The following is a 22,537-nucleotide window of genomic DNA, read 5'->3' as shown; positions in this document are numbered from 1 at the left end:
TTATGGAAGAAGTATTACACATTAAAAATGTCTCCAAAGTGTATGAGGGCAAAGTCCCTCATACTGCTTTAAAAAATATAAATTTACATGTAGATAAAGGTGAGTTTGTCGCAATTATGGGCCCTTCAGGGAGCGGAAAATCTACTTTTTTAAATGTCATTTCAACGATTGATTCTCCTACTGCTGGAGAAGTGTTTATTAATGGAAAACAGCCGCACACATTCCGTCGGGAAAAATTAGCCGTTTTCCGCCGTCAAGAATTAGGATTTGTTTTTCAAAACTTTAACTTATTAGATACGTTAACAATTGGTGAGAATATTGTATTGCCATTAACATTAGATAATGTTCCTCTGAAAGAAATGGATGAAAAACTCGACAACATCTCAAAGAAGCTTGGAATTGATCATATTTTAAATAAGCGGATTTTTGAAGTTTCTGGTGGACAAGCGCAGCGTACCGCCGTAGCTCGTGCAGTTATTCATAACCCATCACTCTTGCTTGCTGATGAACCTACAGGGAACCTAGACTCTAAAGCTGCCATTGATGTAATGGAATTATTTACAAAATTAAATAAAGAAGAAGACGCGACCATTTTAATGGTTACCCATGATCCATTCGCTGCGAGTTACTGCAACCGCGTTATTTTTATTAAAGATGGCGAGCTTTACAATGAATTGCACCGCGGATTATATCGCGAAAAGTTTTATCAAGAAATATTAGATGTATTGGCGTTACTAGGAGGAAGACGTGGATGACATTTTGGCAGTTTGCTTTTAAAAATGTCTCTCGGAATTCACAGGCGTATTTTGCCTATTTTATAAGCAGTGTATTTTCGATTACAGTTTTCTTTTCATTTACTGTATATTCGTATCATCCACGCTTACAAGACATAAAGGAACAAGGACCTCTAATGAACTTAATTGGAATGGCTCAATTTGTCATCGTTATGTTCTCGTTCTTTTTTTTACTATATTCGCTTGGAACATTTTTAAATGTACGTAAAGAACAATTTGGGATTTTAACCATTCTTGGTATTTCTAAGAAACAGTTAAAACGCCTTATTTTTATGGAAAATATGATAATTGGGCTCTTAGCAATTTTTGCTGGTATTCAAGTCGGTCTTGTTTTTTCTAACTTTTTCCTACTCGTTACTTCTAAATTAACAGGTGCAACAGGAATCTATTTATATTGGCATTGGCCAACAAAAGCAATTATCGCAACAACCATAACTTTTATCGTTCTGTTTTTGATCGTTTCTACATTCACACCTATGTTCGTTCGTACACGTAAAACAATTCGTCTCATAAAGAACGACCAAAAGTTAAAAAAAGAAAAACGACCTTCTCTTCTCATTTCTTTATTTGCTTTAGCTTGTTTAGGTCTATGTTATTATATCGCTGGATATCCAAAAGGATATGTCACCGAAAAAAACGTACAGGATGGCTCTGTAATCTTTATCATTTTATCGATTTTGCCACTTGTAACCATTGGAACATATTTATTCTTTTCTCAAACGATTCTTCTCTTTATATCTATTTTAAGAAAGAGAAGAAAATTTTATATGAAACAAATAAATATGTTATGGATTTCAGATTTAGTTGCTCGCACGCGTGGTAATATCAATATGCTCTTTATTGTTACTATGTTATCTGCACTTGCTTTCACAATTATTACACCGCTCTTTGCTATGAATAATTACACAAAAGCATCTATTTTAAAACGCTATCCTGTTCCGTTTACGTATACATCTAAGCCTGGAAATTCATTCGAACAAAAACATATTTCAACAATAGAACAAGAGCTTACAAATCACGCATTTCAATATCAAAAATATGCATTTACACTTTTAAAAGATACAGCTCACGAAGAAGCTATTGTGCTTATGAAAATGAGTGATTATAATACACTAGCTAAACTGTTACAAAAACCAGAAATTCAGTTAGGTCCAGACGAAGCATATATAATTTCTAAATATTCACCAACGCTATTAAATTTAATTGCAAATCCATTTGCAAAACAAGAAACAATAACTTTGGAATCTAACAAAAAAGAGTTTCACATTAAAGGATTTTTAAAACATAGTGTAGAGCCACAATACGCTCTTCCGCATACAATTGTGTTGCAAGATCACGTAATTGACAATATGATTCCGCATATTGAAACCATTACCATCTATAACTATCTTGTTGAAAATTGGGAAGACACTCTAGCTCCTACTACAAATATGGTAAATAGCATAGATAAAGATCGAAACGATTTATTGGAGAAAACAAAGCCTGAAGAACAACACATTACTATCCCATTCAGTCTTTATACATCTAGTGACGCACTAGCATACAGTAAAAAAGATAATGTCTCTAGTTTCTTTATCGGAACATTTCTTGGTATTATCTTCTTTATCGGTGCAGCAAGCGTGTTATATTTCCGTATGTATAATGATTTAACGCGGGAAGAACAGAAGTATATTACCATTACTAAAATTGGATTAACAGAATCTGAAATGTTTCGTTCCGCAACAATACAATTGGCTATTTTATTTTTCGTCCCTTATATTGTTGCTACTATCCATACAATATTTGCAGTTCAGTTTTTACAAAATATGCTCACCATTTCTTTATTCAAAGAGTTTTTGTTTGTACTTACCCTATTTGGGATCATTGAGATTATTTTCTTTTTCCTCATCCGTTCCCTGTATATAAAAAAATTATCACAACATATTAAATTGTGAATAAAATAGCCTTGTGCATGTGCACAAGGCTATTTCAATAGTTTTTAGATGTTAGCAAAATCCACCATAGCCGCCGCCAAAACCGCCTCCATAACCACAGTAACCGCCGCCACCGCCACCGAAGCAGCTAGCACCGATAATGATTAACAGGATAAACAATACAATTAAAAGCGCAAAACCGCCGCCACATCCGTGCCTTCCATGATTGTGATCGCACTTTTCACTCATTACTCTATTCCTCCTTTAGTATCATTCGTAACAAGATCATCTTGTTCTAAATGAGGGGATTCCATTTATATTATGTTTACATGGGAAATCGGGAGCTTGTTTTGCCTAAAAACAGGCTTGTTTCACAAGAATGACCACTATATAATACCTGAATTACAAAAAAAAGATGCCCTTAAAACGAGCATCCTCTCTACTTTAAATAAGCTTATCAAGTAATAGTACAAGTCCAAATGCGATAAATGATAGTAATGTTTCCAGTACAGTCCACGTCTTAAACGTCTCTTTTACTGTTAATCCTAAATACTCTTTTACGAGCCAAAATCCAGCATCATTTACATGTAAAAACATTAATAATCTTGACCCTACAATGTTTTTCCAACTATTATTAGACACTTAAACATTCATTGTTTTTTCATTTAATATCCTTATATAAAAATTTTCATTATCATCATTACTAAACCAGCTATTAATGCCGATATTGGCAGTGTAATAACCCAAGTCATCACAATTCTTGTAGCGACTCCCCAATTTACACCCCGAACACGTTTAGCGGAACCAACGCCTAGAATGGCAGATGAAGATACATGTGTGGTTGATACTGGTAGCCCTAACATAGTAGCACCTTGTAATACTACAAATGATGTTAAATCTGCAGCAAATCCATTGATAGGTTGAACTTTAAATATTTTTTTAGCAACCGTTTTAATAATCCGCATTCCACCCATCATTGTTCCTAGACCAATTGTTGCTGCACAAGTAACTTGTACCCAAAGTGGTACATCTAATGTGGTTTGGTAACCACCTGCTACTAAAGCAAAAACAATAATTCCCATTGTTTTTTGTCCATCATTTCCTCCATGAGAAAATGCAGCTAAACCAGAAGCTACAACTTGAAACCCTCGAAAACCACGAGTCGCCCGGCGAGGATTTACGTTTTTAAAAACAATTGCTAATATTTTCATTAGAATAAATCCTACTATAAAAGCTAAAAAAGGAGAAATGATTAGGGCTTTTATAATATCTGTGAAACCTTCCCAGTTTATAGAATGTATTCCTGATCCAAAAATAACAGCTCCAGCAACAGATCCGATTAAAGTGTGTGACGATGAAGAAGGAATCCCATAATACCATGTAAACAGATTCCAAAATATAGCTGCAATAAGAGCTGCAATGACGATTAACAAGCCGTTATCAACCTGAAAAGGATCAGCAATTTTACCGCCAATCGATTTTGCTACGGCTTCTGATATTAAAGCACCTATAAAATTTAATACACCGGCATAAATAACCGCGAATCGTGGTGATAAAGCCTTTGTAGAAACTGACATCGCAATTGCGTTAGCCGTATCATGAAACCCATTAATGAATTCGAAAATTAAACCAAGAATAACGATAATAATTATTGTTGTCATTAGAGCCTCCACATATTTTTTGACTATACTAATTTTTACTCCAGAACTGTATTAATACTACTTGAATACGGTTAAGCATTCTTCATGATAATACTTTCTAATGTGTTGGCTACATTCTGACAGAAATCCGCAATGTTTTCGAGCTCTTCATAGATTTCTTTATATTGAATAATACGAATAGGGTCTTTTTCATTAGCAAACAGATTTTTAATGGATTCCCGTAAAATCCCATCACATTTTGATTCCAATTCTTTAATTTTAATGGCATGCTCCCTCATGTTTAGTAATTTCTTTGTTGCCAACATGTCAACCGCTGCCACAATTTCAGCAGTGCAATTACGGATAGCATCGACAAACTCAAGCATATAATTATCAGCATTTACTATAGAATACATTTCAAATAGAGCAGCAGTATGTTCTAATCCATCTAAAACATCATCCATGCTCAAGGTAAGAGATAAAATATCTTCTCGTTCAATGGAAGTGATGAAAGCATTGTGTAAGTCTTTGGTAACTTCATGAACCAAAGAATCCCCCTCTGATTCATATTCCTTCATTTTTTCAGCAAAAATTTTAAGGTCATTAACATTTTTTAGTTTATAATCAGCGAAATAATTAGCACTTTCTTTTAAATTTAAAGAAATATTACTTAAATGATTTGTAAACTTGTCTTTTTTCCTTACAGCCATACTATTACCTCCACTTTGTCCAATGAGTTTAAATATCAAGCGTGAATCATACAACCTTAATATTTCCCTTTGGCACAATCCAATCCATAAAAATGATGAACCAAATCTTAATAATTGAAAGGATTTCAAATTCCCTTATTTCACTAACAGGGAGGTTTACTGAAATAAGAAATGTTTGACATAAAGTGAAACTTTAATCAGCACTCACCAATCGGGCTTTTACTGTCAGTTTATCTCCCACCTAACTTTTTTAGAAAAGCGCTCAGAATCGCAGGACGTTGGAGGCCTCAGGCAGAGAGGCACTTTTTGCCTCGTCCGAGGGGGCGAAACGACCGGAGATTCTAGCCGCTAGAGCTGGACATTGCTCCCGCCGAATTTTGAGGTGGGAGTATTACTGCCCTAAAATAGCGGGATAAACCTTTTTTACAGACGGGAGAGAAGTGGCCATCCTTGCATAGAGGCGGTCAGTGCCTTTTGCCATGTAAAACCAAAAGGAGCAAGCGATTGAAGAATTCTTTTTATTTTCATAGCCATGACTGATATGTCGGAAATTCAAAATAAATATATATCAATACAAAAAAGCCTACGATAACCGAATCATCGTGGGCTCCTTATATACGCTGTACAAACAATTTTCCTTCTTGCAGTATACGCTTTTTTACTTGTGGATCAGAGAGCGTATTTACATGTACCACATCAAATTTCTCTCTTCCTTTTAGTCCTTCTGTCAACTCAAAATATAGCCATTGAAATTGTTTATATGAAGCATTCCTTGTTTCAATCGCAATAGTGGTTACCTCTTTCCTTTCATGAGACCCAAAAATATATGCAACTTTTACAAATGACACTTTTAATAAATATGCCTGTATAACCTGCAATATATCGTCCCTCATGCATTCACCTCTCGCATACAATCCGTTTTTTCGCAATCTCTTCTAATCTTTCCCGGTTTACATCATATCCAAACCCAGGACCAGTTGGGACAATCACTTTTCCGCCTTGCAATGTTACTTCTGGTGATATATCAGCTCCCAGTGCCTACTAGAAGCTGATATATCACCTAGAATCGTAAAATTTGGAAGGGATGCTAACGCAATATTTTGTGCACGTGAAACCATACCACCGCACCAAACAGGTATACCGTGCTCTTGGCAATAATCATGAATTTGAATCGATTCGTTTAGCCCACCAACTCGCCCTGGTTTAATATTTACGATGCGGCAGCTTCCAGGTGTAATTGCTATTCTGGCTCTTTCTTATTTACATAAGGAATTCACAAAAAACGTGTATATCTATTATTCATGTACGGTCAAAATTACTCCATCCATATTGTTCCCTGAAATTTCATAATGCTTATTTACCGGAACATTAACACTGATACTCTTTGAAATTTTATAATAAGAAACCGTATATTTTTTTCCTTCAATATTAGTTGAAATCACTTTTTTTTCTTTCAAGAAATCTAAATATTCTTCTAAAGTAAAGTTCTTCTTCTGCATAATAGCACTATGAGGTAAACCGACATAACGTATATGCCACGGCTCATATTGAATTCCTGTAATGTTGCTTTTATTTTTGGGATAGCGTAAAACAAAACCGTATTTCCACACCTCTTCTTCAATCCATTTTCCTTCAGGAGCTTTCTCCATTTTCATTTGAGTAGACCCGACATCAAGTGATAACCCTAAATTATGCTCACTATACCCTGCTGGTAACGCATAATCAGAACCCATTTTTTGATATAGCTTCCTTTGCTCTTCAAAATCTCGATACCCACTGCTGATTAAAAAATGACGGATACCTTCTTTTTCTGCTGCATCTACGATCTTTAAAAATTTTTTCACAATATCCTTTGATAAACGAAGGTTTCTATCAAGCACTCCATAACCTTTTACCAATTCTTGATTTTGAAGTATATTTATAATATCAGGCCTTATACTACCTTTCTGAACGGGATAATTTTTATTGACTAATAATAAATCACCTTTATAAATTTGCTCTTTTGTTATCTCTTTCTTTTCAGTATTCGTCGAATTTACCTTATCCTCTTTTTCTACAATCTTAACATCTACCACATTTAGGAATAATGGCGCTATATAAATACCAACACATACTGTGCACAATATAAAAAACAAAATAAATACCCACTTTTTCATTTCTAGTTCCTCCTTAATCTTACTTACGTATAGAATAGAAAAAACTATTTAAATAAAAAGTGGGGTAAACTTAAAATTTTTATTAAATTATTAAATGAGATTCGTTACCATCACTTTTCGGTAATCTCACTTCAAATATTGTCCGTATTACACTACTTTCCACAGAAATCGTTCCATTATGTTGCTCCACAATGTTTTTCGCAATAAATAAACCAAGCCCTGTACTATTTTGCTGCTGCGTTCTTGCTTTATTGCCTGTATAAAACATATCAAAAAGATACGGTAACTCTTCTTTCGGAATGCTATCTCCATAATTAATAATTTGTACGACAACTTCTCCATTATCAATATGTCCATTCATATCAACAAATTGTCCATCATATCCATAACGAATCGCATTCATTAAAAGATTTTCAAATACTCTTGCCAACAATTTTCCGTCACCATAAATATTTAAATAGGGGGCAATATTCATTCTAGCTACTAAATTATATTTCTCTAATAAAGGATATAACTCCTCATCTAACTGTATAAGTAATTCACTTAAATCAATCAGCCTTTTCTCAACCTTTAACATGCCATAATTCATTCTCGTTATTTCAAATAGTTCATCAATTAAATTCTCTAATTTTTGAGACTTCGTAAAAGCAATAGTGGAAAAGTGTTTAATTTGTTCCTTTGTCAAATTCTCGTCTTTAAGAATTAAATCTAAATAACCTAAAACAGATGTTAATGGCGTTCTTAAATCATGAGCCAAATTTACGACTAGCTGATCTTTACTGCTTTCTGCAAAATCGCCTCTTTCAACAGCTTCTTTTAACTTTTCACTCGCTAGATTGATTTCGTGTGCGATATCTCTAAACTCATCATTGGATGAAACATGCACTCGATTTGTAAAATCACCATTAGCAAGATGATGAATTCCATTAGAAATTTCACTGAAATACTTTGAATACGGTCTGGTGAGAAAGAAAAAAAACAAAATAGATAAAGGAGTAAATATAATTAAAAAGAAATTAATATCTCCAATATCTCTTATTGTTGACCGAAATTGTGCTAAAGGATCTTCATAACGAACCATAGTTTTATAATAAAGCTGCAACCCTTTATAAATTATATACGTCACACTACCAGCTAGTATAATGCTTAAAGCAAATAGTGCTATCATTTTTGAACGAAAGCTTCTTATGATTTTAGCCATTGAATGTATAGCCGACCCCCCAAACAGTTTTTATTAATTTATTCTTCCTTTTATCTTCTCCAAGCTTTTTTCGTAAGGTGCGAATATGTACCATAACCGTGTTTCCACCTTCATAATAATCTTCTGCCCACACTTGTTGAAAGATATTTTCCACACTGTAAACTTTCTTCGGATGACTCGCTAATAAATATAAAATATCAAACTCTTTTGGAGTTAATTCAATTCGTTCTCCGTACACACTCACATTCCGTTGCTCTGGATAAATAACGACCCCACCAATTTCTAAAATTGATTTACTTTCCTCTTTCCTCGGTTGATTTAACATGAAAAATCGGCGTAATTGTGCATTTACACGAGCAACTAATTCAATCGGAGTGAACGGCTTCGTCATATAATCATCTGCACCTATTACGAGCCCAGTCACCTTATCAAAATCAGATGTTTTCGCACTTAAGAAAATGATAGGCATATAATATTGCGCGCGAATTTGCCGCGTTACTTCATACCCGTCCATTTTAGGCATCATAATATCCAAAATTACTAAATCAATTGGTTGAGAGTGAATAACACGAATAGCTTCTTCTCCATCAGCTACTTTAATAATATGATAGCCCTCTTTTTCTAAATGTATTGTAATTAAATCCGCAATTTCAGCCTCATCATCAGCTATCAAAATTGAAATACGCTTCATTTTATCCCCCCTACATCATTCCATTTTCACACGCTCGATTTTAAACTAGTCTACCCTATTTGTACAATAAGAAAAGGCTACTCTCAAGAGTAACCTTTTCTATTTCATCTTCCATACACAATCCGTTGCTTCGTTATTTCTTCTAATCTTCCACGATTTACTTCATAACTGCATTCAGTATGTTGCGGAACCATTACCTTCCCGTCTTTGAGCATCACTTCAGGTGAAATAATATCTTGCTCCCAATGTCTACTCGAAGCTGATATATCACCTGGAATTGTAAAGTTCGGGAGTGATGCTAACGCAATATTTTGTGCACGTGAAATTCCCATTTCCACCATACCACCGCACCAAACAGGAATAGCATGTTCCTTGCAATAATCATGAATTTGAATCGATTCAGTTAGTCCGCTAACTCGCCCAGGTTTAATATTTACGATGCGGCAGCTTCCAAGTGTAATCGCTACTCGTGCATCTTCTAAGCTATGAATACTCTCGTCCAAACAAATAGGTGTCTCAATTTGCTTTTGAAGCTTAGCATGATCGAGAAAATCGTTATCCGCTAAAGGCTGTTCAATCATCATTAACTGAAACTCATCTAACCTCTTTAATTGCTCAGTATCCGCTAACGTATACGCTGAATTTGCATCTGCCATTAACGGTATCTTTGGAAATGCTTTTCGTATTTCCTTCAATAGCTCATAATCAAGTTCCGGCTTGATTTTCACTTTAAATCGCTGGTATCCTTCTTCTGCATACATTTCAATTTGTTTTAACATATTAGGAATCGTATCTAAACCAATTACAACACCGACTTCAATTTCTGACTGTGTTCCTCCAAGTAAAGTCGCTAACGATTTGTTTTGACGTTTCGCATACAAATCCCATACAGCACCTTCTATTCCCGCTTTCGCCATACGGTTTCGTTTTATATACTGAAAGAGACTCGGAATTTCATTTGGGTGCATAACTTCAGCCTTCAATAAATCTGGCAATAAAAAATCTTGAAGTATATGAAGCGCTGTTGTTACTGTTTCTTCCGTATACCACGGTTCTGAAAAAGCAACGACTTCCCCAAACCCGATATACCCATCTGTATCCTCAAGTTCAATAACGATACTTTCACGCGTTTTATACGTTCCATAGCTTGCGGTAAAAGGGATGACAAGAGGCATTTCCGTTACATAAAGTGTTGCCTTTTTTATTTTCATCTACATCTCCTCCAAAAGCTGCCTTAGTTCCCTTCTTAACAATTTTTTCGAAGCATTACGTGGTAATTCTGATAAGAAATGCACTTTTTTTGGTACTTTATACTTTGCTAATTTTTCTTCACAAAAACAAATGATTTCTTCTTCTGTTACATGACCTGCTTTTACAAGAAATGCAGCCGGTACTTGTCCCCATTGTTCATCCGCTTTCCCAACAACACCAGCTTCCGCAACCATAGGATGCGCAAGCAATACTTCCTCAATTTGCGCTGGATAAATATTTTCTCCGCCCGAAATAATTAAGTCACTGCGGCGATCTAATACATATAGAAACCCTTCTTCATCCAAATAGCCAAGATCACCAGTATGAAGCCATCCATTTGTTATCGTTTCACGCGTTGCGTCTTTACGCTTAAAGTAACCCTGTGTTACATTCGGCCCTTTTACAACAATTTCTCCTTCAACATTCGCCGGTACAACCTTGCCCTCCTTCTCAATTCGAAGTTGGCATGGGAAAAGAGGTTTTCCTGCTGAACCCACTTTCGTTAACATATAATCAGCTGATAGTGTACAAATTTGAGAAGAAGTTTCCGTCATTCCATAGGTTTGATATACAGGAATCCCTTTTGCTACACATGTTTCTAAGAGGGGCTTCGGTGCTGGCCCTCCGCCTAATAACATGCAGCGTAAAGAGTTAGGATATGTTCCCTCTCTAAGTCTTTCTAATAGGTCTGTCAACATCTTAGAAACGACCGATATGATTGTTACTCCCCGAGTTTTTATTGCCTCATGAATAAACTCAGGGTCATATTTTGGAACAAGTAAAATACGCATACCGTACATAATATTCTTCATTAACAGAGATAGGCCTCCCACATGAAACATTGGCATACACGCTAACCAACAATCGTCATCACGAAGCCCTAAGTTCAGTGATGATCCAACAGCACTCGCCCAGTGATTACCATATGTTAAAATAACCCCTTTCGGCTTCCCAGTGGTTCCTGACGTATATATAATTGTCATCGCCTCTTCTAAGGAAAACTCATCTTGAATCATTGCTGCTTTCTTAGGTCCGTTCATTACTTCTTCAAATATGTAGACAGGTACCTGCTCCGTTTCAAATTCTCGGTCCGTTACTAAGCAAACAACTTCCGCATCTTCCATTTGCCAAAGTAGCTCTTCTCTTGAAAGACGTGTATTCAGAAGTACAGCTACTGCCCCTATATAAGACAGGGCATGAATTACCGTAATCATCTCCGTACCATTTTTCATCAGAACAGCCACTTTTTGACCTTTTTCTATCTGTAAATAGGAAAGGTGCTCACAAACAGATCCTACTTTTTCATGCAGTTCTAAAAATGTAATCTTCTCTTCTTTCGTTTCAATTGCAGTGCGCTCTGACGTTAAAAATGCACGTTGCATTAACCAATTGGGCATCGTCTCCATTACGTAGTCTCCTTTCATGAAAGAAAGAGACTTGATATAGAATCAAGTCTCTTTTTTGTTTCCGCTTTTGATCTCATCCAGCTGCGGTTGCTAGAACAGTCGGTCGTTTCACTCCTTCCTGCGAGGCAAACTACGCCTCTTCGTCAGGAGTTCCAACGCCCTCTTGTTCTGAGCAAGCCACCTTCGCTTTTGATTTCATCCAGCTACGCCTCCTAGACCCTTGTGTCTAAGAACCTTCCGCACGAGAAAGTAAAAATCACTTTCTGTACGAAAGAACCTTAGCCGACGGGTCTAAACAGTCGGCTTCGCTTTTGATCAAGGGAAACGAGGGAATTGTCCGAAGTCCGGACGGCGTTTTTCTTTGAACGCGTCGCGGCCTTCTTTTGCTTCGTCAGTTGTGTAGTACAATAACGTTGCGTCTCCCGCTAGTTGTTGGATACCAGCTAAACCGTCTGTATCTGCATTGAATGCAGCTTTTAAGAAACGAAGTGCCATTGGGCTGTTTGCTAAGATTTCTTCTGCCCATTGTACTGTTTCTGCTTCTAATTGATCTAATGGTACAACTGTGTTTACTAAGCCCATATCAAGTGCTTCTTGTGCACTGTATTGACGGCATAGGTACCAAATTTCACGAGCTTTCTTATGACCTACCATACGAGCTAAATAACCAGCTCCGTATCCGCCATCAAAGCTACCTACTTTAGGACCAGTTTGTCCGAATACAGCGTTGTCTGCTGCGATTGTTAAGTCACATACGATATGAAGTACGTGTCCACCACCGATTGCATAACCTGCTACCATTGCAATAACTGGTTTAGGGATTGCGCGAATTAAACGTTGTAAGTCTAATACGTTTAAGCGTGGGATTTGGTCTTCACCTACATATCCGCCATGACCGCGAACTTTTTGGTCGCCGCCAGAACAGAATGCACGTCCACCTTCCCCAGTTAAAATGATAACGCCAACATTTGCATCATCACGTGCGTGTGCAAAAGCATTGATTAACTCCATTACCGTTTTAGGACGGAATGCATTATGTACTTCAGGGCGGTTAATCGAAATCTTTGCGATACCATTGTATGTGGAATAAATAATATCCTCGTAATTGCCTTCTTTTACCCATTCAATAGCCATTACTCTTACCTCCTTTTTATTATGCTAATGGTTGTCCACTAGCCCCTCTATAAGCGTCACTCTCTTCAAAAGAAAAAGGTGTCACTGTATGGTTTTTAGAAATCCCTCTACTATTGTACCAAACTTTTGCGGTTGTTCCACATGAATTGCATGGCCAGCCCCATCAATTTTGACAAATTTCGCGTGAGGAATGCGTTCTTTCATGTTTGTAAGGACTTGAAAAAACTTTTGATCATGCTCTCCATTCATTAATAGGACAGGCATTTTTAATCCTTCTAGTTGATTCCACCATGAAGGCTGAGCACCTGTTCCCATGCCCCTAAGACTATTTGCAAGTCCTCTTGAGTTATTTGTAAGTCTCTCTTTTCGAACTGCTTCTTTCACATCTTGTGGTAATTTTTTCTGCGTTGCAAATAGAGGGATATTTTCCCACCTATTTACGAAAGCTTCTATTCCTTCTAATTCAATTCGATCTGCAAGCTGTTCATCGCGCGCGCAGCGTTCTTTCCGGTCCGATTCCTTCTCAAGCCCAGCTGTACAATTCTCTAATAAAAGAGATTTTACGCGGTTTGGATATAGGCATGCCATCGTAATCGCTAGTCTTCCGCCCATCGAATAGCCAAGTATATGTGCTTTTTCAATATGTAAATGATCGAGTAGTGTCGTCATTTGAAGTGCCACATTTTGAATATTATAATACGTCATTTCCTTGGGACTTTCTGTTTTCCCATGTCCAACAAGATCAACTACAATAACTTGAAATCGCTCGCTCCATGAAGGAATAAACGAACGCCACGTCTCCATGCTCCCCGTAAAACCATGAAGAAGTAGAAGTGGTTCCCCGCTCCCAGCTACTTCATATTCATACGTTACACCTTGCAGCGTTACTCCCATTCCGCTTCACCTTGCAAAATTTCCGTAACAACTTTCGATGTACTTGCCCATAAATCACGGTGCAGCTTTAAGTTCTCGTCACGATTCGTACAAATTTCCACAACGTGTAAACCTTTCTCAGTCGTTCCTTTTTGTACTTCCTCACGAAACACTTTCCAGTCATTTACACGCGCAAATGAACCACCGTACATTTTGACAACATGTTCATAATCAAGTCCAAGTGGCGTTCCGAATAATGATTCGAAATGTTCTTTTGACTCATATTGTGGCAGGAATGAAAAAATACCACCACCATCATTATTTACAACAACAATTGTTACGTTTAAATCATGTAATTTTGCTGCTAGTAGTCCGTTTAGATCATGATAAAATGATAAGTCACCGATTACTAATACAAGCGGCTCACAAACAGTACTTGCTCCTAGAGCTGTTGAAATAATCCCATCAATTCCATTCACACCACGGTTTGCCATTACATTGATTCTTTTATCTGTTGTAAAGAAGAACGTATCTGTATCACGAATTGGCATACTGTTGCTGACAAATAAAGTTGCTTCCTCTGGCAGTACATGCACGATGTCTGTAATCACTTTTCCTTCAAATGCTGTTTCATATGTTTCGATTTCATGAAGCTGTTCCTTCGCTGCATCGTTTATATGTTTCCACATCCCGTACCAATCATTCTTTTCTCGCTTTTGCATATTATCTATCATTGCGTTACAGAACGAGACATCACTTGCACATACAACTTCTGTCGCTACAAGGGCTGGATCTCTCCATTTTCCTGATTCCTCTACAACGATATGGACAGCAGCCTCTTGTTTCTTTATATATTGCGTTAATGCTTTTGATACAGGCATACCACCGAAACGAATGATTACTTCTGGCTTCCATGTATCCTTTAACAATTCATTTCGTAAAAATGTATCGTAGCAATCGATTACCATTGATTTATCATGCGCGCCGCTTCTGAGACCTGAAAGCGGATCTGCTACAATCGGATATCCAGTTTGCTTAGCAAGCTGCGTGATAGCTTCAGCAACCTCTGGATGACTATCGTCTCCACAAACAATAAGCCCCTTTTCCATACCCAAAAGGCGCTCTGTGAGAGAACTTACATATTCACTCGTCATCGTCATATTTCCTTGATGAACTGCTCCTGTATACTCACCACGACCTTTTTCCCATACATTCTCTAAAGAGAAATCAGGAATGAGTGGCTCCCGAAGAGGAAAGTTAATATGGACAGGTCCCTTTGGCGCAAGCAATGCACTTGCAACAGCACGCCCGGCTGTCATACGGGCATAATGATACATCGGTTCTCTAGCTTCCGGCAGTGCCATCTCCATAAACTGTTTCACAAAAGAACCATATAAATTCAATTGATTCATTGCCTGTGGTGCACCAACATCTCTTAGTTCATGCGGTCTATCTGCTGTGAAAACAAGCAGCGGTACACGTGAATGAAAAGCTTCACAAATTGCTGGATAATAGTTTGCTGCCGCTGTTCCTGATGTACATAAAATCGCTACAGGCCGCTTCTTCGCTTTTGCAATACCAAGCGCGAAAAAGGCAGCAGATCGTTCATCTACATGTAAATACGTTTTGATTTGTTCATGTTGCTCCATTAGCAAGGCTAGCGGCGTTGACCGTGAACCTGGACTAATAACAACATCATATACATTTAGACGCGCCAGTTCGTCCACAAACGCGCCTAAATAATATGATAATGCTTCTATATGATTATTCATTTCATTAATTCCTCCAAAGCACCAAGCATCGGTCTAAACTTCAAACTTGTTTCTTCATATTCAAGCTGCGGAACAGAATCAATCACAATACCGCAACCGGCAAATAAGGATGCCTTTTCACCATTTAATAATCCGCAGCGCAATGCTACTGCAAATTCACCGTTCCCTTTGTCATCTATCCAGCCGATTGGTGCTCCGTACAATCCACGGTCTAATAACTCTACATCACGAATCAATTTCATCGCCGCGTGGCGAGGTGTGCCGCCAAGAGCTGGCGTCGGATGCAGTTCTTCTACCATTGTCAGAAGGGATGCATCACCTTTCGCTTCCACTGGTGTATATAAATGTAGTAAATTTTTTGTTGTTAATAATCCTGGACGCTCTGGAATATTAACAGACTTACAATGTTCATTTAATACGCCACGAATCATATTTACTACATAGCCATGCTCTGCTAAATTCTTTTCATCATGAAGAAGCATCTCGCCATTTTGCTTACTTTCTTCTATAGAGTTACCATGACCAATTGAGCCGGCAAGACACATCGATGTAAATTTCTCGTCTTCTTTACGAATTAATCTTTCAGGCGTTGCTCCTAAGAAGCACGCACCTTTATAATCAAAGGAAAATACGTAACAATCCGGCTGACCGATGCGGAGCGCTTCTAAAACACGAGCAGAGTCAATATTTCGATTCATCACTAGTTTTAGCTCTCTTGCTAATACAACCTTCTGTACGCTTCCTTTTTTCATTTCTTCTTGCACTGTTACAATCGCATTCATCCAACCCTTTGGATCAACTTCTACTTTAGAAGTTACTGTTAATTTTTCTTCTGTAAGCGGCCCTTTACATTCTTGTAAAATTCTCTCTTCTAAAGAAACAATTTCTTCATAAACCATCTGTACAGAGTCCCCAGCTGAAATAAATGTATTTATAGTTAACCATGCTTTTTCATTTTTAACTGTTAAAAGAAGAGCCGGTAACGATAATGTTGTATCTTTAAATTCTTTCCATAAATCCATCTGCTCTTTTTCTGGATCAAAGGAAAAGCCACCAAATAAAAGTGGGCCCGTTCCAAATTCATACTCTTCCCTGTGAACAATTGCTTTCTCCTGCACTTTATTCCACTCTTCTTTTGCATTTTGAAAGCGCTTGTCAGAAGATTTTGCTATAGTGAAAACAGAGCCAATGCCAGCAAATATAACATGCTGAACTGGGTCTGCAAAATAACATCTATTTTCGGATGCAACCCTTTTTCCTGCTGCATAAAAAAGAAGCGGATCCATCCAATCTATTTGTTTTACAAAACTGACCAATGTTTTTTCATCAGTCGCAGATTCAATCGCTGCAGTAAGTATTTCTTGTAAATCTTTTTGTTTCGTCTGAATCACAAAGTCTCCCCCCTATGGGCGAAAAATAGTCATAAATACGCTTGATTTTAAGATACACCTCAAACGAAAGCCCTGTCAACGTTTAGCATTTCTGAGAAATTCACCTTCTCTTCCTAGAAAATAAAAGTTGACACTAAATGATGCTTTTCCTACACTTAATTGTGTATATTATGTGACAAGGAGGATTCAACATGGAAATGAAAGTCGAAACGAATTCCTCTCCTATGTCGCCAAAGCCAAGTAAGCAAACAGGCTGGCGCATTTGGTGGAGTTTATTACGTCCTCATACATTAACAGCAGCTTTTGTTCCTGTTTTTATTGGAACAGCTTATGCAATGCAAGTAGGGGGTATTAATCAAATACATCTCCCTCTTTTCTTTATCATGCTTCTTGCTTGCCTTCTCATTCAAGCAGCAACAAACATGTTTAACGAATACTTTGATTATAAAAGAGGATTAGATCATGAAGGTTCAGTTGGCATTGGGGGCGCAATTGTCCGCGACGGCATTAAACCAAAAACAGTACTGAACTTAGCATTTGGATTTTTCGGTATCGCGATGCTATTAGGCGTTTATATTTGTATGAACTCTAGTTGGTGGCTTGCTGCAATCGGCCTTGTTTGTATGGCCGTTGCTTACCTTTATACAGGTGGTCCACTTCCAATTGCTTATACACCTTTTGGTGAGTTTACAGCAGGATTATTTATGGGTGTTATTATTATTGGTATTTCATTTTTCATCCAGACAGGAACTGTAACATCAGAAATTATTTTAGTATCTATTCCAAATTCGATTTTAATTGGAGCAATTTTACTTTCCAATAATATTCGTGATTTAGATGGAGACAAAGAAAACGGCCGTAACACATTAGCAATTATCGTTGGACGTGAAAATGCAATTGGTGTCCTTGCTTCTATGTTTATCGTTTCCTACATTTGGACGATTTCCCTAATCATTGTTGGAATCGTATCTCCATGGATGCTAATTGTCTTCCTAAGTGCACCGAAAGCATTTAAAGCGACAAAAGGATTTATCGGCAAAAGCATTCCAATGGAAATGGCACCTGCAATGATTGCAACTGCAAAAACAAATACAATCTTCGGATTTTTAATGGGAATCGGCCTATTACTTGGGTATTTCCTATAAGAAAAGGAGCTGCTGAGCAGCTCCTTTTTCATTTCCAAAATATATCGGCGGTTTTTCGAATATATCAGCGATTCGACACAACATATCGATCACTCGACAAAACGCGACACCGCTATCTCCCTAAATTCCTCCTCATATTTCCCGTAATCGGGCTCATACTACATAAAGAAACCGAATTGTAGGAAGGTGGATACAATGTTAACTCCACAACAAATCAATCATTTTAAATCAGTGTTAGAAAAGCAAAAACAAGAACTAGAACAAACGCTGCAAAATCATGAGGGTGAAGACCGCGCTTCTGAACGGGAATCTGTGGGAGAATTGTCTGCTTATGACAATCACCCTGGCGATATGGCTACCGAATTATATGAACGCGAAAAAGACTTTGGACTTATTGAATTTTGGCATAAGCAACTGCAAGATACAAAGCATGCCCTGCAAAAAATCGAAGCTGGCACATACGGAGTTTGTGAAGTTTCCGGCGAAGAAATTCCGCTAGAACGATTAGAAGCAATGCCAACTGCTACAACTTGTATTGAACATACGACGAATAAGTTAAATCTAGACGCACGTCCCGTTGAAGAAGAATTAGTAGAGCCACCGTTTGGCAAATATGATATGGACAGTGCCGTAGGATACGATGCAGAGGATGCTTGGCAAGACGTCGCTTTATACGGAACATCAGAAACGCCATCCGATTTAGAACGCCGCGACTCTAAAAACTTCGATGAAATGTATGTAGATGCTGAAGAGCCACGTGGTTATGTAGAAGATTTCGAGAACTTCATCGGAACAGATATGTATGGCAAGAACCCGCAAGTCTATGCTACAGAAGAACATGAGGAATATGAACAAATGCTAGATGATTTTGAAGCACGGACTTATAAAGGAGAATTATCTTCTGATGAGTCTGGCTCGAAGGCATAAAAAGAAAAGGAGCTGATTTAAACATTATATCAGCCCCTTTTCTTCTTTTCATTTCATACTACATTTTACAATTAAATCACCATGTGATACTTCCGAACTTATAACAGGTTCTATACTCTCTACTTTTTCAAGCATATTTGTAACAATAATAGGTGTAACAATTTCTTTATTATGGCTTTCTAGAAAATCTATATCAAAGTTCAACAAATGTTCCCCAGCTTTTACAACTTGCCCCTCTTCTACAAACACATCAAAACCTTCTCCATTTAATGCTACAGTCTCTAATCCAATATGGATCAACAATTCTAATCCTTTTTTGGATTGAATTCCTATCGCGTGTTTAGATGGAAATATTTGCACTATCGTTCCGTCCACTGGTGAATAAATTTCTCCCTTTGTTGGGATAATCGCAATACCATCTCCCATCATCTTCTGAGCAAATACGGGATCAGGCACTTCACTTAATGCAATTGTTTCCCCACTAAGCGGTGAATATACTTTTTCCACGTCTGCTTCAACTTTTGTTTGAAATAGTTTTTTAAACATATGTATCATCCCCTTTTATAATCTACTAATGAAGAGATATTTTTATAAGAAGAACTAAGCATATTAAAGATAAAGAGAATAGAAGGATGCCACCTATAATTTTAAAGAATCCTCCTCTATCACTTGCATATTCCAGAGTACTTTCATATTTCGTTCTATTATATTTCCATTGTCTATAAACACCTAACCAAACGATTGCACTACCAAAAATATTTCCAATCAATATTTGCGCTGTCGCTATCATACTTAATACAACCAATGATTCTTTAACATATGTAGCTTTTTTTAAATCTTGTATCGTAACATGTATTAACGCACCAAAGAATGGATTTAGCATTGCTATTACAAACATAACTGTCACCATTGGTTCTTGTACAATCGGAGCAAAGAACGAGGTGCCAGATGCTAATGACATTATGTATAAATAGATGGTAAATAGGATAGGAACTATATAAAAGAAATAAGTAGCGATCTGTAGAAAACGGATTCCATCATGAGCTACTTTTATATAACTAAGCTTTAACTCTTGCTTATATAACTTCATCCTTATTCCTCCGTCTCTTGTATATGCATCTCCTTATTCGAGCAATAATTGGAATAATGTCTAAACAAAGTTTCTGCGATAATAAAAAATGACGCGAATGTATCAATTTTTATTCCATTACTTAAACGTGTCGTAGAGCTATTCGCATATAAATTATATGGTGTCATCCTCGCTAGCTTGTTATTATTTAAATTTGTTACAGATACGATTGGTACACCTTTAGCTACTAAAGCTTGTACAGTAAAAAATAATGTTGGTGTATCACCAGATAACGAAATCATAATGACAACATCATCTTTCGTCAGATTCGGTAAAACCATTTCAAGTTCACGATTCGCTTGAATCACATGTAGATGACAACCAATTGCCAAAAACATCCTTTGTAATTCAAACGCACAATTTAATTGTGCTGTCCCTGTACCATATACAAATATTCGTTTCGCACTATTTAGAAGCTGACATATATCTTCAAAATCTCTATTTTGGGCATATTTGAGTGTTTCTTGTAAATCGCTATTAAACGTTTCAATACAATTTACATTTTTCTCACTTTTTTCTTGATCTTGCCATTTTAAAAACACACGAAATTCACTATATCCACTAAACCCCAATTTCTGAGCTAACCGTAAAATAGATGAGCGCGATACATTGCATTTACTCGCTAAATCATTTATTCCTAGTTCATAACATGAACTTTTATTATTTAAAACATATTTTAAAATATAGTGATCATTTTCATTTAACTTACTGTAGTATTCGTTAATTAGCTCTTCAATCTTCATAATATTCCCTCCTAAACTTTCTAAAAATTATACCAGGGAAATTATTCGTAATATAGATTGATTATGAAAATGGAACAAAAAGTACAAATTTTACTTATGTACTTTTTGTTCCTATCATTTAGCTTAATTCTGGCCAGTAAGCTTTGTTTACTTCCAATAAATCATCTAAAATATCTTTTGCCACTTTAGCACTTGGAACTGTCTTAGATAATATTAAAGCTTGCCATAATTTTTGATATGATTTTTTCTCCCAAGCTTCTACGACTAACTTCTCAACTGATACTTGTTGCTCCATCAATCCTTTTTGGAATTGTGGAATTTCACCAATCGCTAATGGTTCTGGTCCATTGCTTCCGACGATGCAAGGAACCTCCACCATTGCTGTATGGTCAAAGTTAGAAATAGATCCTTTATTTTCTACAATGAGTAACATTCTTTCATGCGTATTATATGCAATCGCACGAGCTAAATCTACAATATAAGAAGCGTGCTCATCAATATGTAACTCACATCCTACCGTAGCTTGATTATCAATTACTTTTTGACATTCAGTAAATACAAATTTTTCTCTTCCATCCATTACTTCGTTTGCACGAGTATATTCTAAATTAGAATGCTCTACGACATAATCTGGGTATAAATAATATTTTAAATACGTATTTGGTAGTGTATCAGGATCAGTTGCATATACATCCCGAGCTTTTAAGAACGTATCATTCCAACTCGCTTCTACATGCTGACTATCGCCACCACTTTGTACTACATATCCATATTTAGCAACATGCTCTTTTAACCCAGGCATTAAATCTTTACCGTCTTTATCACGAATTTCTGTCCACCATCCGAAATGATTTAAACCATAGTAACGAATATTTAAATCTTTTCTAGATTCTAAGCCTAATATTTGTGCCATGCGTACTTCAATCCCTACTGGCATATCACAAATATTTAATACTTTAGAGTTCGGACGTAAGCGACGTGTTGCCTCAGCTACAATCGCAGCTGGATTTGAATAATTTAGCATCCAAGCATCCGGTGAATATTTCTCCATGTAGTCAATTAATTCAATTACTCCGCCAATTGAACGCATGCCGTAAGCAATTCCACCTGGTCCACATGTTTCTTGACCAACTACACCGTGTTTCAATGGAATTTTCTCATCTAGTTCACGCATCGCATATTTTCCAACACGAATGTGTGCCATAACGAAATCGACATCAGTAAATGCCTCTTCTGGATCTGTTGTAGAAACAAATTCAATTTCAGGTGCTTTCTCTTTTAAAATAATTTCACAAGCACCAGCTACAGTGTCTTGTCTCTCTTTATCATTATCATAGAATTTTAATTTACGAATAGGAAATGTATCTAAATGATCTAACAACATTAAAACAATACCTGGAGTAAAAGTACTACCTCCACCAGCAATTACAATAGAAAACTTTTTCATTTTGATTCCCCCTATACTATTGTTAACGCTTACAGTTATGTTATATCACGGGAAAAACTCTCCAACAATAGAGATAGCATAACTAGATCTCAATCACATTTTCTGTTCTTTTTCACAATTCGCAAGAAATTTCCCAGCATGTTTATTTCATATGTAACACACCTCCAATTACTATTTTAAAATAAAAAAAACACCTTCTTTTATGATAAAGAAG

The 22,537-nt window shown here is 36.8% G+C and carries 21 protein-coding genes and 2 pseudogenes; 4 read left to right on the top strand and 19 right to left on the bottom strand.

Annotated elements, in window-relative coordinates; all coding sequences use genetic code 11:
• Window positions 1-2: 2 nt before the first annotated feature.
• On the top strand, window positions 3-755 hold the full coding sequence (locus AAIE21_RS24480) for an ABC transporter ATP-binding protein (RefSeq protein ID WP_343269144.1): 753 nt from the start codon (window positions 3-5) through the stop codon (window positions 753-755).
• On the top strand, window positions 752-2,728 hold the full coding sequence (locus AAIE21_RS24475; protein WP_343269143.1) for an FtsX-like permease family protein: 1,977 nt from the start codon (window positions 752-754) through the stop codon (window positions 2,726-2,728). The genes AAIE21_RS24480 and AAIE21_RS24475 overlap by 4 nt, the downstream gene beginning before the upstream one ends.
• Before the next feature lie 51 nt (window positions 2,729-2,779).
• Here the strand turns inward: AAIE21_RS24475 and AAIE21_RS24470 are convergent, their stop codons facing one another.
• From AAIE21_RS24470 to AAIE21_RS24400, 15 genes and pseudogenes are all read right to left on the bottom strand, one after another.
• The gene (locus AAIE21_RS24470) at window positions 2,780-2,956 is read right to left on the bottom strand and encodes a YjcZ family sporulation protein (RefSeq protein ID WP_343269142.1); all 177 of its coding nucleotides are present in this window, start codon (window positions 2,954-2,956) and stop codon (window positions 2,780-2,782) included.
• A 195-nt stretch (window positions 2,957-3,151) separates the two neighbouring features.
• A pseudogene (locus AAIE21_RS24465) lies at window positions 3,152-3,319 on the bottom strand (GntT/GntP/DsdX family permease); the annotation flags it as partial.
• A gap of 62 nt (window positions 3,320-3,381) precedes the next feature.
• Window positions 3,382-4,368, bottom strand: coding sequence for an inorganic phosphate transporter (locus tag AAIE21_RS24460; protein ID WP_343269141.1), 987 nt, complete (start codon window positions 4,366-4,368; stop codon window positions 3,382-3,384).
• 71 nt (window positions 4,369-4,439) lie between these two features.
• Window positions 4,440-5,057, bottom strand: a complete 618-nt coding sequence (locus tag AAIE21_RS24455; protein WP_343269140.1) for a DUF47 domain-containing protein — start codon at window positions 5,055-5,057, stop codon at window positions 4,440-4,442.
• Between the two features lie 611 nt (window positions 5,058-5,668).
• Complete coding sequence (locus AAIE21_RS24450) at window positions 5,669-5,950, bottom strand: hypothetical protein (RefSeq protein ID WP_343269139.1); 282 nt, start codon at window positions 5,948-5,950, stop codon at window positions 5,669-5,671.
• A gap of 4 nt (window positions 5,951-5,954) precedes the next feature.
• Window positions 5,955-6,313 (bottom strand): annotated as a pseudogene (locus tag AAIE21_RS24445) (enolase C-terminal domain-like protein); the annotation flags it as partial.
• A 39-nt stretch (window positions 6,314-6,352) separates the two neighbouring features.
• The gene (gene vanY, locus AAIE21_RS24440) at window positions 6,353-7,213 is read right to left on the bottom strand and encodes a VanY-A/VanY-F/VanY-M family D-Ala-D-Ala carboxypeptidase (RefSeq protein ID WP_343269138.1); all 861 of its coding nucleotides are present in this window, start codon (window positions 7,211-7,213) and stop codon (window positions 6,353-6,355) included.
• An 82-nt stretch (window positions 7,214-7,295) separates the two neighbouring features.
• Window positions 7,296-8,414 (bottom strand): sensor histidine kinase, encoded by a 1,119-nt coding sequence (locus AAIE21_RS24435; RefSeq protein ID WP_343269137.1) that lies wholly within the window; start codon window positions 8,412-8,414, stop codon window positions 7,296-7,298.
• On the bottom strand, window positions 8,407-9,105 hold the full coding sequence (locus AAIE21_RS24430) for a response regulator transcription factor (RefSeq protein WP_343269136.1): 699 nt from the start codon (window positions 9,103-9,105) through the stop codon (window positions 8,407-8,409). Before AAIE21_RS24430 ends, AAIE21_RS24435 begins: the two co-directional genes overlap by 8 nt.
• A 104-nt stretch (window positions 9,106-9,209) precedes the next feature.
• Window positions 9,210-10,316, bottom strand: a complete 1,107-nt coding sequence (menC, locus tag AAIE21_RS24425) for an o-succinylbenzoate synthase (protein ID WP_343269135.1) — start codon at window positions 10,314-10,316, stop codon at window positions 9,210-9,212.
• On the bottom strand, window positions 10,317-11,762 hold the full coding sequence (locus AAIE21_RS24420; protein WP_343269134.1) for an o-succinylbenzoate--CoA ligase: 1,446 nt from the start codon (window positions 11,760-11,762) through the stop codon (window positions 10,317-10,319).
• A 315-nt stretch (window positions 11,763-12,077) separates the two neighbouring features.
• Window positions 12,078-12,896: a 1,4-dihydroxy-2-naphthoyl-CoA synthase gene (gene menB, locus AAIE21_RS24415; RefSeq protein ID WP_000963889.1), complete on the bottom strand. Its 819-nt coding sequence runs from the start codon at window positions 12,894-12,896 to the stop codon at window positions 12,078-12,080.
• An 81-nt stretch (window positions 12,897-12,977) separates the two neighbouring features.
• Entirely contained in the window at window positions 12,978-13,790 is an 813-nt protein-coding gene (gene menH / locus AAIE21_RS24410; protein ID WP_343269133.1) for a 2-succinyl-6-hydroxy-2,4-cyclohexadiene-1-carboxylate synthase, read from the bottom strand.
• Window positions 13,781-15,541 (bottom strand): 2-succinyl-5-enolpyruvyl-6-hydroxy-3-cyclohexene-1-carboxylic-acid synthase, encoded by a 1,761-nt coding sequence (menD, locus tag AAIE21_RS24405; RefSeq protein ID WP_343269132.1) that lies wholly within the window; start codon window positions 15,539-15,541, stop codon window positions 13,781-13,783. The genes menH and menD overlap by 10 nt, the downstream gene beginning before the upstream one ends.
• Entirely contained in the window at window positions 15,538-16,932 is a 1,395-nt protein-coding gene (locus tag AAIE21_RS24400; protein ID WP_343269131.1) for an isochorismate synthase, read from the bottom strand. Before AAIE21_RS24400 ends, menD begins: the two co-directional genes overlap by 4 nt.
• A gap of 191 nt (window positions 16,933-17,123) precedes the next feature.
• On the opposite strand from AAIE21_RS24400, the gene AAIE21_RS24395 reads away from it, so the two are divergent.
• Both AAIE21_RS24395 and AAIE21_RS24390 read left to right on the top strand, forming a co-directional pair.
• The gene (locus tag AAIE21_RS24395) at window positions 17,124-18,077 is read left to right on the top strand and encodes a 1,4-dihydroxy-2-naphthoate polyprenyltransferase (protein ID WP_343269130.1); all 954 of its coding nucleotides are present in this window, start codon (window positions 17,124-17,126) and stop codon (window positions 18,075-18,077) included.
• 195 nt (window positions 18,078-18,272) lie between these two features.
• Window positions 18,273-19,004 carry a yteA family sporulation protein gene (locus tag AAIE21_RS24390; protein ID WP_343269129.1) on the top strand — a complete coding sequence of 244 codons (732 nt, stop codon included), beginning with the start codon at window positions 18,273-18,275 and terminating at the stop codon, window positions 19,002-19,004.
• Between the two features lie 48 nt (window positions 19,005-19,052).
• On the opposite strand, the gene AAIE21_RS24385 is transcribed toward AAIE21_RS24390, so the two are convergent.
• From AAIE21_RS24385 to AAIE21_RS24370, 4 genes are all read right to left on the bottom strand, one after another.
• Window positions 19,053-19,550 (bottom strand): PTS sugar transporter subunit IIA, encoded by a 498-nt coding sequence (locus AAIE21_RS24385; protein WP_343269128.1) that lies wholly within the window; start codon window positions 19,548-19,550, stop codon window positions 19,053-19,055.
• Between the two features lie 25 nt (window positions 19,551-19,575).
• A complete protein-coding gene (locus tag AAIE21_RS24380) occupies window positions 19,576-20,094 on the bottom strand; it encodes a hypothetical protein (protein WP_343269127.1) in 519 nt (172 codons plus the stop codon).
• Between the two features lie 2 nt (window positions 20,095-20,096).
• Window positions 20,097-20,876, bottom strand: a complete 780-nt coding sequence (locus AAIE21_RS24375) for a MurR/RpiR family transcriptional regulator (protein WP_343269126.1) — start codon at window positions 20,874-20,876, stop codon at window positions 20,097-20,099.
• 118 nt (window positions 20,877-20,994) lie between these two features.
• The gene (locus AAIE21_RS24370; RefSeq protein ID WP_343269183.1) at window positions 20,995-22,329 is read right to left on the bottom strand and encodes a 6-phospho-alpha-glucosidase; all 1,335 of its coding nucleotides are present in this window, start codon (window positions 22,327-22,329) and stop codon (window positions 20,995-20,997) included.
• Between the last annotated feature and the right edge of the window lie 208 nt (window positions 22,330-22,537).

The organism is Paenibacillus sp. 102 (assembly GCF_039549175.1).
Lineage (GTDB): Bacteria > Bacillota > Bacilli > Bacillales > Bacillaceae_G > Bacillus_A.
This window is presented reverse-complemented; position numbering and strand designations above follow the sequence as displayed.

Coding starts and splice junctions, on each gene's coding strand:
- AAIE21_RS24455 (WP_343269140.1), bottom strand. CDS start 5,057: ATGGCTGTAAGGAAAAAAGACAAGTTTACAAATCATTTAAGTAATATT.
- AAIE21_RS24460 (WP_343269141.1), bottom strand. CDS start 4,368: ATGACAACAATAATTATTATCGTTATTCTTGGTTTAATTTTCGAATTC.
- AAIE21_RS24435 (WP_343269137.1), bottom strand. CDS start 8,414: ATGGCTAAAATCATAAGAAGCTTTCGTTCAAAAATGATAGCACTATTT.
- AAIE21_RS24480 (WP_343269144.1), top strand. CDS start 3: ATGGAAGAAGTATTACACATTAAAAATGTCTCCAAAGTGTATGAGGGC.
- AAIE21_RS24475 (WP_343269143.1), top strand. CDS start 752: ATGACATTTTGGCAGTTTGCTTTTAAAAATGTCTCTCGGAATTCACAG.
- AAIE21_RS24375 (WP_343269126.1), bottom strand. CDS start 20,876: ATGAAGATTGAAGAGCTAATTAACGAATACTACAGTAAGTTAAATGAA.
- menD (WP_343269132.1), bottom strand. CDS start 15,541: ATGAATAATCATATAGAAGCATTATCATATTATTTAGGCGCGTTTGTG.
- AAIE21_RS24390 (WP_343269129.1), top strand. CDS start 18,273: ATGTTAACTCCACAACAAATCAATCATTTTAAATCAGTGTTAGAAAAG.
- menB (WP_000963889.1), bottom strand. CDS start 12,896: ATGGCTATTGAATGGGTAAAAGAAGGCAATTACGAGGATATTATTTAT.
- vanY (WP_343269138.1), bottom strand. CDS start 7,213: ATGAAAAAGTGGGTATTTATTTTGTTTTTTATATTGTGCACAGTATGT.
- menC (WP_343269135.1), bottom strand. CDS start 10,316: ATGAAAATAAAAAAGGCAACACTTTATGTAACGGAAATGCCTCTTGTC.
- AAIE21_RS24450 (WP_343269139.1), bottom strand. CDS start 5,950: ATGAGGGACGATATATTGCAGGTTATACAGGCATATTTATTAAAAGTG.
- AAIE21_RS24385 (WP_343269128.1), bottom strand. CDS start 19,550: ATGTTTAAAAAACTATTTCAAACAAAAGTTGAAGCAGACGTGGAAAAA.
- AAIE21_RS24395 (WP_343269130.1), top strand. CDS start 17,124: ATGGAAATGAAAGTCGAAACGAATTCCTCTCCTATGTCGCCAAAGCCA.
- AAIE21_RS24430 (WP_343269136.1), bottom strand. CDS start 9,105: ATGAAGCGTATTTCAATTTTGATAGCTGATGATGAGGCTGAAATTGCG.
- AAIE21_RS24380 (WP_343269127.1), bottom strand. CDS start 20,094: ATGAAGTTATATAAGCAAGAGTTAAAGCTTAGTTATATAAAAGTAGCT.
- menH (WP_343269133.1), bottom strand. CDS start 13,790: ATGGGAGTAACGCTGCAAGGTGTAACGTATGAATATGAAGTAGCTGGG.
- AAIE21_RS24470 (WP_343269142.1), bottom strand. CDS start 2,956: ATGAGTGAAAAGTGCGATCACAATCATGGAAGGCACGGATGTGGCGGC.
- AAIE21_RS24420 (WP_343269134.1), bottom strand. CDS start 11,762: ATGGAGACGATGCCCAATTGGTTAATGCAACGTGCATTTTTAACGTCA.